10 protein-coding genes are annotated in these 13,490 nt (G+C 73.1%); 1 reads left to right on the forward strand and 9 read right to left on the reverse strand.

Annotated elements, in window-relative coordinates:
* Positions 1-6: 6 nt before the first annotated feature.
* The 9 genes from M8C11_RS22390 to M8C11_RS22430 form a co-directional block, all read right to left on the reverse strand.
* A complete protein-coding gene (locus M8C11_RS22390; protein ID WP_120569959.1) occupies positions 7-1,683 on the reverse strand; it encodes an ABC transporter substrate-binding protein in 1,677 nt (558 codons plus the stop codon).
* 117 nt (positions 1,684-1,800) lie between these two features.
* Positions 1,801-2,877, reverse strand: a complete 1,077-nt coding sequence (locus M8C11_RS22395; RefSeq protein WP_252452768.1) for a LacI family DNA-binding transcriptional regulator — start codon at positions 2,875-2,877, stop codon at positions 1,801-1,803.
* Positions 2,878-3,105: 228 nt separating this feature from the next.
* The gene (locus tag M8C11_RS22400) at positions 3,106-3,828 is read right to left on the reverse strand and encodes an FkbM family methyltransferase (protein ID WP_252452874.1); all 723 of its coding nucleotides are present in this window, start codon (positions 3,826-3,828) and stop codon (positions 3,106-3,108) included.
* A 577-nt stretch (positions 3,829-4,405) separates the two neighbouring features.
* Positions 4,406-4,786: a YccF domain-containing protein gene (locus M8C11_RS22405; RefSeq protein ID WP_175438877.1), complete on the reverse strand. Its 381-nt coding sequence runs from the start codon at positions 4,784-4,786 to the stop codon at positions 4,406-4,408.
* A gap of 196 nt (positions 4,787-4,982) precedes the next feature.
* Positions 4,983-7,787, reverse strand: a complete 2,805-nt coding sequence (locus M8C11_RS22410; protein ID WP_252452771.1) for a DUF5682 family protein — start codon at positions 7,785-7,787, stop codon at positions 4,983-4,985.
* The gene (locus M8C11_RS22415) at positions 7,784-8,896 is read right to left on the reverse strand and encodes an AAA family ATPase (protein ID WP_120569954.1); all 1,113 of its coding nucleotides are present in this window, start codon (positions 8,894-8,896) and stop codon (positions 7,784-7,786) included. The genes M8C11_RS22410 and M8C11_RS22415 overlap by 4 nt, the downstream gene beginning before the upstream one ends.
* Before the next feature lie 13 nt (positions 8,897-8,909).
* The gene (locus tag M8C11_RS22420) at positions 8,910-10,232 is read right to left on the reverse strand and encodes a VWA domain-containing protein (protein ID WP_121684169.1); all 1,323 of its coding nucleotides are present in this window, start codon (positions 10,230-10,232) and stop codon (positions 8,910-8,912) included.
* The gene (locus M8C11_RS22425; RefSeq protein WP_252452774.1) at positions 10,229-11,626 is read right to left on the reverse strand and encodes a hypothetical protein; all 1,398 of its coding nucleotides are present in this window, start codon (positions 11,624-11,626) and stop codon (positions 10,229-10,231) included. Before M8C11_RS22425 ends, M8C11_RS22420 begins: the two co-directional genes overlap by 4 nt.
* Positions 11,626-12,096, reverse strand: a complete 471-nt coding sequence (locus M8C11_RS22430; RefSeq protein ID WP_252452877.1) for a hypothetical protein — start codon at positions 12,094-12,096, stop codon at positions 11,626-11,628. The genes M8C11_RS22425 and M8C11_RS22430 overlap by 1 nt, the downstream gene beginning before the upstream one ends.
* 258 nt (positions 12,097-12,354) lie before the next feature.
* On the opposite strand from M8C11_RS22430, the gene M8C11_RS22435 reads away from it, so the two are divergent.
* On the forward strand, positions 12,355-13,482 hold the full coding sequence (locus M8C11_RS22435; RefSeq protein ID WP_252452777.1) for an aromatic acid exporter family protein: 1,128 nt from the start codon (positions 12,355-12,357) through the stop codon (positions 13,480-13,482).
* The last annotated feature ends 8 nt before the right edge of the window (positions 13,483-13,490 follow it).

The raw sequence follows: 13,490 nt of genomic DNA on the forward strand, positions 1-13,490 counted from the left end.
GCCGGGTCAGCCGTTGGCCGGCTTGAGGTGCAGCACCACGTCCACCGCGTTGGGCTGGGTGGGCTGGAGCGCGCCGTACGGGTTCGAGTCGTCCGGCCAGCCGGTCCAGTTCTTCGTGCTGTACGCGCCGCCGATGTTGTCCGCGCCCACCGGGATCATCGGCATCTGCTCGACGAAGATCTTCTGCAGGGTGCCCAGGGCGGTGGTGCGGGTGGCGTCGTCGGTGGCGTTGGCGTACGACACCAGCGCGTCGGTCGCCTCCTTGCTCTGGAACCGGCCGAAGTTACCGGCGGGCGAGGCGGTGCCGACCGGCTTGAGCACCCGGCCGTCCATGATGGTCCGGTAGATGTCGTACGGCGTGGCGCCGCTCTCGGTCCACCGGAACGTGGCCTCGAAGTTGCCCTGCTCGACGTTGCGGAACCAGGCGTCCTGGTTGGCCTTGTCGACGGTGGCCGCGATGCCGATCTTCGCCAGGTTGCCCTTCACGATCTCCAGGCTGGTCTGGTAGTCGGACCAGCCGGCCGGGTCGGTGAGCCGGATCGTGACCGGCTTGCCGCTGCGGTCCTTCAGCGTGTTGCCGTCGAGCTTGTAGCCGGCGCCGGTGAGCAGCGCCTTGGCGCCCTCGACGTCGACCTTGTGCTCCTGGCCCTTGTACTCGGGCGCGATGAACGAGTCACCGGCCGGGCTGGGCAGGCCGGTCACGCTCTTGACCTCGGGGTGGAAGTAGCCGGCCTCGGCGGTGGTGAAGATGTCCGCCCGGTCGATGACCATGTTCATCGCCTTGCGCAGCGTCGGGTCGTCGAACGGCTTCTTCGTGGTGTTCAGGTAGAGGCCGTGGATGCCCAGCACCGGCGGTGCCCACATCTTGTGGTTCTTCTGGTCCTTGGCCACGAACACGGTCTGGTAGTTCGGGATGAAGACGAAGCTCCACTCCGACTCGCCGTTGGCCAGCGCGGTGGTCTGCGCGCTGTTGTCGGTGTACGAGGTGTACCGCAGCTCCTTGACCTTCGGCGCGTCCTGCCAGTAGCCGCTGTCGCGTACCGCGAGCGTCATGCTCGCCGGGGTGAACGACTTCAGCGTGTACGGGCCGCTGCCGACCGGCTGCTTCACCGGGTCGCTCGCCGGGTCGGCGATCTTCTCCCACAGGTGCTTGGGCACGATCGGCACCCGCCACAGCACCTTCTGCTGGTTGACGAACTGCGGGCTCGCCATCGAGATGGTGACCTCGTTGCCGCTGGCGGTCGCGTCCGTGTACGGCACGCCCTGGTCGTTGAGGGCCGGGAACTTCTTCACCAGGTTGTAGGTGAACGCGACGTCCTCGGCGGTCACCTTCTGCCCGTCGGACCAGGTGGCGTTCTCCCGGATCGTCACCTTGACCGTCTTGTAGTCCGACGACCACTCGGCCTTGGTGGCCAGCCACGGCTTGAACGGCTCGGCCGGCTTGACCGGGTTCCACATCATCAGCGGCTCGTAGATCTGCCACCGGTAGCCGAGCGACGCGGCGGCCGAGGTGGTGAGGAACGGGTTGTTGTTCTCCGCCTGCGGGCCGTTGGGCATGCCGACGTTCAGCACTGTCGCGGCCTGGCCGCTCTTCTTGTTCGCGTTCGGGCTGTCGCCGCAGGCGGCGGCGCCGGTGACCATCGCGCCGGCCAGCGCGAGGGCGAGGACTTGCCGTCTTCTCATGGAGGTCTCCCTCGGTGGTCCCGCATTCCTCGGGCGGGATGTGGTGGATGGAGGGTGTGCGGTGGTGCCACCGGCGGGCGGGCCCGCCGGCGTGGTCGCCGGGTGCGGCGGGGTGGGTCAGGTGACGCGGGCGCCCGTCGGCTCCCGCGCGACTGTCGAGTCCGGTGCGGTCGGGCCGTCCGCGTTCGTCGGGTCGCCCGCGCCCGTCGAGTCGCGGGCGGTGAAGCCGGTCGGGATGACGGTCGGGGTGTCCGGCAGCGGGGTGCCGGTGAGGTGGCCGATGAGCAGGCGGGCCGCGGCCGTACCCATCTCCCGCAGGGGCTGGCGCACGGAGCTCAGCGGCGGGTGGGTGTGCCCGGCCAGCGGCAGGTCGTCGAAGCCGACCACCGCCACGTCCTGCGGGACGCGCCGCCCGGCGTCGCGCAGCGCCTGCAACGCCCCGGCGGCCGACAGGTCGTTGTGGGCGAAGACGGCGTCGAACGGTACGCCGTCGGCGAGCAGCCGCCGCACCGCCGCGCGCCCGCACTCGAAGGTGAAGTCGCCCTCCACCACCCGGTCCGGCTCGATCGGTACGCCCGCGTCGGCGTAGGCGCCGGCGAATCCGGCGAGCCGTTCCCGGGTGCAGCCGAACTGACGCAGGCCGGTGATGACGAGCGGCCGCCGCCGGCCGAGCGCCAGCAGGTGCGTGGCAGCGGCCCGCGCGCCCTCCTCGTTCGTGGTCCGCACCGACGGGAAGCCGGGCTGGTGGCCCCGGTCGTCGATGAGGATGACCGGCAGGCCGCGCCGGTGCAGCTCGGTGATGTAGTCCAGGGTCCCCTCGGGTTCGACCACGAGCAGGCCGTCGAACGACTTGGCCGAGACCTGGGAGGCGAACCGGCGCATCGACTCGTCGCCGTGGGTGCAGGTGAACAGCAGCATGCCGTAGCCGGCCGCCTCGACCACGTCGGCCGCGCCCTGCAGGACCTCGCCCATCCAGGGCCAGGTCAGCGCCGGGACCAGCATCCCGACCACCCGGGTACGCCCCCGGGCCAGCCCGACCGCGCGGGCGCTCGGCACGTACCCGAGGTCGCTGATCACGGCGCGGACCCGGTCGGCGGTGCGCACGTGCACCTCGCCCTTGCCGTTGAGCACCCGGGAGACCGTCGTCTTGCTCACCCCGGCTCGGGTGGCGACGTCGGCGATGGTGATCGGCACGTCACGCTCCCGGGTCGCAGGGATGAGCGGGGTGTTTCGGAACCGGTTGCGGAAGCGGTTCCGTGGCAGTCAACCCAAGTGGCGCGGCTCACGTCAATCACAGACGGATAACGATGCACTCCTAAGTTCGAGCTTTGAAAAAAGTGCCCGGGCTGCGACTCGGCCGATCACGGCGATGAGCAGGGTCGATGCCTTCCGGTCCGGTCCGCGTCTCTCCGAAGTGGAGGTTCAGGGGCGGGCGTACACGTCGCCGGAGTTGGTCTCGTCCGGCAGCGCGCCCAGGTACGCGGCCACCTCGGCGGCCGGGCGCCAGCCGGGCAGCGCGAACTCCATCTCGTCGCCGAGCGCCACCGTGAACCGGGTGAAACCGAGCGCGGTGAGCCGGTCCAGGCAGCGGGCCGCCGCCACCCGGGCGATGGTGGTGAACTCGAACGACAACGCCGGGACCGGCCGGCTCAGCCCGGCCAGCACGGCGTCCTCGAAGCCCTCCACGTCGATCTTCACGAACGCCGGCACGCCGTACGCGGCCACGAGCGCGTCGAGCGTGGTGCCCGGCACCTCGATCTGAGCGTCCCAGGTCTCGCCCGCCCAGCCGGGTGCGCCGTCGGCGGCGCGGACGAACCCGGGGGAGGCGGTGGAGACCGTCGGGTTGGCCGAGTTGACGTGCAGCCGCACCGGCCCGGCGGTACGCCCGCACGCCGCCTCCACCACAGTCACCGCGTCGTCGCCCGCGTACATCTCGCGCAGTACCCGGGCGCACAGCGGCTGCGGCTCGACCGCCACCACAGTCGCGCCGAGCCGGCGGAAGCTGCCCAGCCGGTCGCCCACGTGCGCGCCGACGTCGAAGACCAGGTCACCGGCGCGGACCAGCGGGGCGTAGAACGCGTCGAGGGCGGCGTCGCGCGCCGGGTCGCCGTGGTAGAAGTCCAGCGACCGGCGCAGGCCGGACATCGCCGGGTCCGCCTTGAGCGTCTCGATCACTCCGTCCCGCACGCCTCCGACGCTAGCCAGCGCCGCGTTGGTACGAGCCGCATTCGCATCCTTCCCTGCGAATTCGAGTAATCACCCCATCCTCCTAGGATGCTGTAGGGGTGGTGAGGCGGGCTGCTCACGCGGCGAGACCTCATTGCGGCTGCGCCGCTGACCTTCACGCTTCAGAGCTGCGCCTCCGGGCTCGCGCTCGGGATCCGGCGAGATCTTGGTACGAAACGGCCCTCATAGGGGCCACTTCCCTACCAAGGTCTGCATGCCGTCCCGCGTCGCGGGACACGGATCCCGGTTGCCGAGATCGTTCGGAGTCGTCCTCGGCCGTGGACGTCAAGTCGCCGCGCAACCGTGGTGGTAGTGGAACGCCATGGGTGTCAAACAGGGCCGGAGACACCCATGGCGTTCCAGTGGCCGGGTGGGATACCCGTGGCGGGGAGAGGTGGACGGGGGCAGGGGATCGGCGGGGCCGGCGGTCGGCCCGTCAGCCGTGCCGATGCTGGCGGTCAGCCGGGGCGGCGAGGCGGGTGGCCCGCCGGTGTGGTTACGGCGTTTCGACGACCTCCTGGCCGAGCGGCCACAGCGCCGCCGGGACCAGCTTGAAGTTGGCCACCCCGAACGGGATGCCGATGATCGTCACGCAGAGCGCGATCCCGGCGAGGATGTGCGACAGGGCCAGCCACCAGCCGGCCAGCACCAGCCAGAGCACGTTCGCCAGTCCGGAGGGGAGCCCGGCGCCCGGCTTCGACACGAGGGTGCGGCCGAACGGCCACAGCGAGTACGAGGCGAGCCGCAGCGAGGCGACGCCGAAGGGGATGGTGACGACGAGGACGAAGCAGATCAGGGCGGCGATGCCGTAGCCGAGGGCAAGGACGAAGCCGCCACCGAAGACGAGCCACAAGAGGTTCAGCAGAAAGCGGATCACCACCCCATGGTCGCTCGCGCGGGCAAACCCGCCAACGCCTCCCGTGCGCGAGCAGCGCCGCCACCGCCGAGACGACGCCGCCGGTCCGCCAGGACCGTCGCCACTGGGGAGACATGCACGTTCAGCAGTGCCCGCCACGTCGCGGACCGACGCCGCTCCGCTCCGGCAGCGCCGCCACCACGTAGACCGACGTCGCTCAGTCCGCCAGCAGCACCGCCACCGCGTGCGCCGTCGCCGGATGGGTGGCGACCAGCACCGACGCCGGCCCGCCCGGTGGAGTGCCGTCGTCACCGTCCGGCTGCCACTCGCCGGCGCAGCCCAGCAGCGCGGCCACCGCGTCGACCGTCTCCGGGTGGGCCACCAGCAGGCCGTGTACCGGACCCGCCGCCGCGGCCGGTGCGGGTGCGCTGGACGGGGCGGGCCCGGCGGCCCACGGTGGTGTCCAGGAGTCCAGTGCCGGCAGCGTGGCGGGGAACGTGCGTTCCGCCTCGCGGACCAGCAGCGGCACCAGCTCCGGGCCGTGCTCGCGCAGCGTGGTGATCAGCGTCGGCAGCCAGGGCAGCAGCACCGGGTCGGGCAGCCCGGCGAACGCGGCGGACATGGTCTCGACCACGAACGGCGCGAGCCCGGGCACCGGTTCGAGCGCGTGCACGAAGCCGGACAGGTACTGCGGGAACGCGGGCACCACGAGCGGGTTGGCGAGCAGCTCGGCGCACTGGTCGCGCAGTCGCGCCAGCGGCAGCAGGCCGAGCTGGTGGCGGGCGGCCCAGAGCAGCGCCAGCTTGGCGGGCGCCTCCGGGTGGGCCTGCGCGACCGCCAGTTCGAGCTGGGAACGGTCGCAGCCCAGCGACAGCGCGAGACTCTCCATGCTGAACAGGAAGCCGAGCATCGCGCCGACCTGCCGGACGCCGGTGGCCTCGTCGACGAACGCGGTGGGCAGCAGCGTGCAGTAGTGGGCGTACCCGGTGGTGACGAACGCCCGGCACCAGGCGGGCAGCGCCGGTGCGGTGGTGCGGTGGTGGGCGAGCAGCCGCCGGATGCGGCGCAGCACCTCCGGCGCGTCGTCCACAGTGCGTTCGGCGGCGAGCAGCTCCACCGCCCGCGCGCCGAGTTCGTCGACCAGTCGAGGGCTGTCCAGCAGCCGGATGGCGTCCTCCACGGCGGCGAGCGCGCGGGCGGCGGTGGCGTCGGGGCCGCGTACCGCCCGGCGCAGCCGTTGTTCCAGCACCTGCTCGACGGTGACGCCCTCGTATCCGAGCTCGATGAGCGCGCGCTGGTTGCGGCCGAGCGCGAGGTCCCAGCTCTCCTGCTCGGAGCGGTGACCGAGGCGGCGCTCACCCATGATCGGGCGGACCGCGTCGGCGGGCAGCAGGTGCCGCAGCATCCACAGCAGGTCGGAGCAGGGCGCCAGCGCCGGGTCGGCGCGCAGGTCGAGCAGCGCCCGCTGGACGGTGCGCCGTTCCAGGTCGAGGCCGAGGGGGTGGAGCCGGTCGAGGACGTCGCGGGCCAGCGGCGGCAGTGAGTCGTAGCCGACCTGGCCGACGCGGTCGCCGCCGAGCAGGATCTCGCAGAGCCGGCGGACGTCGCGCCGGCCGGGTACCACGTCCTTCTCTATGCAGGTGACGGCGGCGTCGGCGAAGTCGTACGGCGTGGGCCGGGCGCGGTTGCGCAGGTTCGCCAGCAGGATCGACGTCTCGAACACGGCGATGGCGTCGGCGGTGCTGGCGAGGTAGCCGTTGCGGCGGGCCAGCCGGACGATGTCGACGCACCAGCCGCGCAGCTCGGCCTCGTCCAGTTCGTCGAGGACGGGCGGGGCGGCGAGGAACCCGCTGAGCCGGTCGGTGGCCGGGCCCGCCGGGACCGGTGCGGCGGCGCGGGAGCGGCGGCCCTTCTTCTCGGTACGCTGCCCGGCCAGCCGGTACGGAGTGAGCCGGGTGCGGCTGACCGCCGCCGTCCAGTTGGCGGCGGCGATGGACACGGTGCCCGGGGCCAGGCCGAACTGCGCCTCGATGGCCGAGTGGCTGGACGGGATCAGGCCGTAGCGCCAGCGGGTGCCGGTGCGCGGGCTGATCGGGAAGTCCGGGGCGGTGGAGTCGAGGCCGAACTGTTCGACCCGGCTGGCGGCGTGGAAGGCGCCGCAGACGTAGAGGCAGTCGGCCGGGTCGGCGCCGCTTTCGGCGAGGTGCTGCCGCATCCGGGTCCACATGTACCGTTCGCGGTCCTCGTCGCGTTCGTCGCGGGCGGACCGGGACGGGCGCAGCCGCCGGAACAGGCTGCCGATCAGCACCATGACCTGCCGGTAGGTGTCGTGGTCGGCGTCGGCGAGCGGCCGTTCGACGTACTGGTCCCACCATTCCGACCAGTGGCGCACCTTGCCGTGGTGCAGCAGGTGGGCTTCCAGCTCGGCGAACCGGGGGCGCAGGTCGCCGATCTCCACGCCGACCGCGTCGCCGTGCAGTCCCGCGTCCTCGTCCGAGGACGGAACGTCGGAGCCCCGCTCCGGGCCGGTGTCGTCGCGGTGCGTCCACTGGAAGACGTGGTCGGTGGAGCGGTCCACGAGCACCAGCTCCACGCCGGGGGTGTCCAGGGCGTACGCGATGGCCTGGTATTCGGCGGACGCCTCGGTGACCGGCGCGACCACGCTCAGCGGGCTCCACTCGGCGGGGAAGCCGTCGAGTTCGGTGGCGAACGCCTGCACCGCGACCGGCAGGCGGCAGTTGCGCAGCTCGTCGAGCAGCGGTCGCAGGTCCTCGCACAGCTCCAGGTAGATCACCTTGGGCGGCCGGGCGCGCAGCCGCCGCGCCATGGCCAGCGCCGAGGCGGGGGAGTGGTGGCAGACCGGGAAGATCTCCAGCCGTTCGCGGAGCGCCCGGTCGACGTCGTCGACCATCCCGGCGAGGATGCCGGCGAGCGCGTCCGGGGAGCCGGCGAACGCGGCGGCGGCTTCGGTGAGCTGCTCGCGCAGCGGGCCGAACAGGCCGGCGGGTGCGGGCGCGGTCATGACAGCGACGCGATCGCCTGGCGGCCGCCGTCGAGGAAGCCCTCCCAGTCGCCACCGTCGGCCTTGGCGCGGGGTTCGACCACGCCGTGCAGGTACTTGTTGAGGATGGCCAGGTCCTCCGGGGCGCGGCGGGCCAGTGAGCCCATCAGCGAACCGGCGAGCGTCTGGGCGCGCAGGGTGCGGTCGCCGAAGAACTGGCTGTGCAGGATCGCGTCCTCCAGCACGCCGATCTGCTCGGCGGTGGACAGCGCCGACTCCAGCTTCTCGTCGTCGCTGGTGGCGGCGGACGCGGCGGCGCGCAGGTCGGCGAAGCTCTGGAGCAGGATGTCGAGCAGGGTGGGCGGCACGTCGAGTTCGATGCGGTGCCGGCGCAGGAGTTCCTCGGTGCGGAAGCGGACGATCTCGGCTTCGCTGCGCTTGTTGGTGACCACCGGGATGCGGACGAAGTTGAACCGCCGCTTCAGCGCGGAGGAGAGGTCGTTGACGCCCCGGTCGCGGCTGTTGGCGGTGGCGATGATCGAGAAGCCGGGCTTGGCGAAGACGATGTTGTCGTGGTCCAGCTCGGGGATGGAGACGTACTTCTCGGACAGGATCGAGATGAGCGCGTCCTGGACGTCGCTGGTGGAGCGGGTCAGCTCCTCGAACCGGCCGATCACGCCCTGCTCCATCGCGGTCATGATGGGGGAGGGGATCATCGAGTCGCGGGACTGGCCGCGGGCGATGACCATGGAGACGTTCCACGAGTACTTGATGTGGTCCTCGGTGGTGCCGGCGGTGCCCTGCACGACGAGCGTGGAGTTGCGGCAGATCGCCGCGGCGAGCAGCTCGGCGAGCCAGCTCTTGCCGGTGCCCGGGTCGCCGATGAGCAGCAGGCCGCGGTCGGAGGCGAGGGTGACGATGCTGCGTTCGACGAAGCTGCGGTCGCCGAACCACTTCTGCGGGATCTCCCGGTCGAGGCCGTCGGCGCGTTCGGAGCCGAGCACGAACAGGCGGACCATGCGGGGGCTCAGCCGCCAGGAGAACGGCTTCGGTCCGGTGTCGACCGATTCCAGGTAGGCCAGCTCGTCGGCGTACTTGACCTCGGCCGGGGCGCGGAGCATGTCGGACATCAGGGGTGCTCTCCTAGGTGAGGAAGTTCTTCAGCTCGACGACGAGCTTGCGGATGTGGCCGGAGATGACGGGGGTGCCGAGGTCGGAGAAGCGTTGCCGGAACCAGGGGTTGACGCTCTGGTTGCCGGAGCTGTTGACCGAGCCGACGGGTATGAACTTCACCCCGGAGCGGTGTACGGCCTCGATGCCGTCGAACAGCGGCTGGGATCTGTCGAACTCGTAGAAGTCGGAGATCCAGACCATGACCGTGTTGCGCGGCTCGACGATCTTGGGGCGGGCCAGGGCCATGGCGACCGGGCCGTCGTTGCCGCCGCCGAGGTTGGTGCGCAGCAGCACCTCGAACGGGTCGTGCACCCACGGGGTGAGGTCCAGCGCCCGGGTGTCGTACGCGATCAGGTGTACGTCCACCTTGGGCAGCCCGGCGAAGATCGAGGCGAGGATGGTGCAGTTGACCATCGAGTCGACCATCGAGCCGGACTGGTCGACCACCACGATCAGCCGCGACGGGGTGGTCCGCCGGGCGGTCTGCCGGTAGTAGAGCCGGTCGACGTAGAGGCGCTCGTCGTCCGGGCTCCAATTGGTGAGGTTCTGCCAGATGGTGCGGTCCAGGTCGAGGTTGCGGTAGACCCGCTTCGGCGGGATCGACCTGTCGACGGCGCCGACCGTGGCCTGCGCGACCTGGGTGCGCAGCACCTCGGCGACCTGGTCGACGTAGCGGCGAATCAGCGACTTGGCGTTCGCGAGCGCCACTCCGGACAGGTTGGACTTGTCCCGCAGGAGCTGCTCGATCAGCGACATGCTCGGGGTCAGCCGGGCGGCCAGCGCCGGGTCGGCGAGCACCTCGCGCAGCCGCATCCGGGCGACGAGGTCGCCTTCCAGCCCGGCGAGTGTGGCGCCCAGGCCGGTGCCCTCGCGGCGCAGCTCGCCGGCCTGCGCGCCGCACGCCTGCTCGAACCAGCCGGCGTCGGCCTGCCAGCGGGCGAGCTGCCCGGCGCTGACCTCGCCGCCGCCGGTGGCGAAGACGTTGAGCAGCAGCTTGGACGCCAGCGCCGCGCGGCGTACCTCGGTCTCGGCCGGCTGGAACGGCCCGGCGGCGGCGGTGTCGTCGCCGGGGGTGAGCAGGCCGCGCAGCTCGCCGGCCAGCGCCGGGAAGCGCTGGACGACGGTGTCGACGGAGACGGCCGGGTCGAGCAGCGCGGCGGGCAGGCCGAGGTCGTCGACGACGGCGACGCTCGCCGACTCCAGCCCGGGTTGCTCGTCGGGGCTGAACAGGCGGGCGAGCAGCCGCCAGTAGAGCACCTGGCGGCGGTTGGCGTGGGTGCGGTCGTCGGTCATCGGCGCAGCAACCGTCCCGCGCGTTCGCGCAGCACGGCCACGGCGTCGCCCGCCTTGGCCTCGGCCTTCGCCGTCTTCGGGTCGGTGACGCCGCACGCCCAGTCGCCGTTGTGCGCCTCGACGGTCTGCTTCCTGGCGGTGGCCCGGACCGCGAGGGGTTGCAGCAGCCAGCGGCCGTCGTCCCAGCGGAGCAGGCCCAGGCAGGCGGTGGAGGCGGCGACGAGCGCCGGGGTGAGCGGACCGGCGGCGGGCAGCCGGCCGGTGGCCAGCCGCAGGGGCCGGCCGTCGAGGTCGAGCGCCGGGGCGCCGTCGTCGTCGCGGACGGTGTAGCCCTCGACCAGGACCGGTTCGGCGATCGCGGCGGGGTGGCGCAGCAGCGGCGCTGTCGCCGCGGCGGTGGCGCCGGCGAGCAGCACCCGGGCGGTGGCGAACGGGTCGGCCGGCTCGCCGAGCGTGGCCCGCTCCTCGGCCCAGCGCAGGTCCGCGCCGTGGGCGGTCAGGTCGGTGACGGTGATCGCCCGCCGTTGGGCCAGGGCGGTGAGCAGGATCGGGTACGCCTCCAGCAGCCGCCAGCCGGCCGGGCCGACGATGGTGGCGACCTTCGCCGCGACCACTGTGACCCGGACCAGCCGGGCGGTGCCGCCGCCGGCCGGTTCGAGCAGCGCGTGCACCTGTGCCTGGAACGCGGTGTCGTGCTCGTGTACGTCGACGCCGAGAGGTAGCAGCCGTCCGGAGACCGGCTCGCCGGGCGCGGTCTCGCCGTGCGCGCCGTGGCTGAGCAGGACGGCGCGGGTCCACAGGTCGGCCCACCGGCGGGCGGGCACCTGCGGCAGGGCCGCCACCGGCAGCGCGGCGCGCAGCTCGGCGGCGAGGCCGTCGAGCAGCACCGCGAGGCGGCGCAGTGCCGGTTCGGTGAGCGCGGCTTCGACCGGCGCGGCGGCGCCGGAGAGCAGCTCGTGGTCGGCGCCGCGCCAGCCGGCGAGCGCCAGCTCGTGCAGCCAGGCTCGTGCGCCGGCCAGGGCGGGGAGGGACGCGGCCGGGGCTTCGGGCGCGGCGGTCCACGGGGCGCGGGACCGGCCGAGCGCCGTGTCGAGGCGGTCGAGCAGGGCGTCGTGTGCGGCGCCGAGCAGCGCGGAGCGGGCCCCGGCGAGGGCGGCCAGGTGGTCCTCGGTGAGCGCGCCGGTGCGTACCGCGCCGGCCGCCTCGGTGACGCGGGCCGCCAGCGGGGTGCCGCCGACCGTGCCGGCCAGTGCGGCCCAGGCGGCGGCGCCCGGCTCGTCGAGGCGGGCCAGGCCGGCGGTGAGCGTGTCGTCGGCGCCGTCGACGACGGCGAGCGTCTCGGCCAGCGCGGGGATCGCCCCGTCGTGGAGCTGCGTGAGCTGCGCGGCGAGCATCAGCGCACCCCCGCGGTGGCCGGGAACCAGTGCAGCTCGGGCACCGCTGCCGTGTCGGCCGGGACCTCGAGGTAGGCCAGGTGGCGCAGGAAGCGGCTGAACACCACGGCGGCCGGGCCCGGCTCGTGCCGCGCGTCGGTGCGAGCCAGCAGGGCGGTGCCGCTGGCGACGCCGTCGCCCACGTCGACGCGCAGGTAACGGGCGACCTGCTCGGCGCCGTACTGAAGGACCGCCTCGTCGGCCAGCACGTGCAGGTGCTTGCAGAGCATGCTGCCGCGCAGGCCGCCGCAGGGCCGGTTGTTGTTCGTGCTGCAGTTGACCGCGTGCGTGCCGGCGGTCACCGAGGAGACGTAGACCCGCTCCACGTCGGAGCCGCTGGACACCACCCCCTGCAACCGCCCGTCGGCCAGCTCCACGAAGGGCACCTTGGCCAGCTTGCGGGCCCGCGCGGGCGGCGCCACCCGCAGCACGCTGCGCCGTCGCCACGAGGCGTCCGTCGCCTCCGTCATCTTCCCGACCTCCCCGCCGGCCGGCCGCCGCCGGGCACGCCGGAACGCCGTCGCCGGCCGTCATCCGTGCCGCTGTGACGACAAGGATCATGGACCACGGGTACGACAGGACCGCCGTCGCGGGCGGCGCCGGGAATACCGCGCTGCCCGGCGGGTAGAGGAGGGCGTGGTCGAGCCCGAGCCGTCGTGCCTGAGGCGCCCGGGCGGGCGGGTGGTGCCGTGACCCCCGCGGCTCCGGCGGCGCGCCGCGAGGTCCGGGAGGCGTACGAGCGGCTGCGCCGGTACTTCATCGTGGCTCTCCAGGCCGGTCTGGCCGCCGGTCTGGCCTGGTACGTGGCCAGCACGCTGCTCGACAATCCGCAGCCACTGTTCGCGCCGGCGGCGGCGGTGGGCACCATCGCCGCGGCGATCGGCAACCGGATCCGGCGGACCGCCGAGCTGCTCGGCGGCGTGATCCTCGGCGTGCTGGTCGGCGATTTGCTCATCAAGCTGATCGGGGCGGGTCCGGTGCAGACCGGCCTGGTGGTCGCGCTGGCGATCTCGCTGGCGGTGGTGATCCGGGGCAGCGGCGCCGTGATGGTGCAGGCCGGCAGCACCGCGGTCCTGCTGGGCACGGTGGAGCCCAACGCGCCGGACCTGGCCGTGCCGCGTACGGCGAACGCGCTGGTGGGTGGCGGGGTGGCGGTGGTGGTGGCGTTGCTGCTGTTGCCGCTGAATCCGGTCCGGGTGGTGCACCGCGCGGCCGGGCCCACGCTGGACCTGTTCGCCAAGGAGCTGACGGCGACGGCGAACGCGCTCGCCGTCCGGGACGCCGGGGCGGCCGAGGCGGCGCTGGGCCGGCTGGAGGCGGCCGAGGCCGAGCGGAAGCAGACCACCGAGATCGTCGCGGCGGCCCGGGAGATGACGTCGCTGTCGCCGTGGCGGTGGCGGCGCCGGGCCCAGTTGCGCCGCTACGAGAACGCCGCCGCGCACCTGGAGCTGGCGTACACGAACAGCCGCAACATGGTCCGCCGGGTGGTCGCGTTGCTGGAGGCAGGGGAGCCGGTTCCGCCGGCCCTGCCGGCCGCGGTCGAGGCGTTCGGGCAGTCGCTGCGGCTGCTGCACCGTGACTTCCTGGCCGGGCGGCCGCCGGACATCGCCCGTACCCGGGCGCGGGACGCCGCGCGGGAGGCCGGCCGGGCGCGTGCCGCCGGTCTCGGTTTCTCCGGCACGATCGTGGCCTCGCAGCTGTTCATCGTGGTCGGCGAGTTGCTGCGGGCGTCCGGCATGACCAAGATCGAAGCGGACCGGATGGCCGGCGTCTGCGAGCATCGACCGGACTCCCGCCCGGACCCAAACGACCGTTAAGCTTCGGC

This window comes from Micromonospora sp. CPM1, from assembly GCF_023896895.1.
GTDB classification, from domain to species: Bacteria; Actinomycetota; Actinomycetes; order Mycobacteriales; family Micromonosporaceae; genus Micromonospora; species Micromonospora tulbaghiae.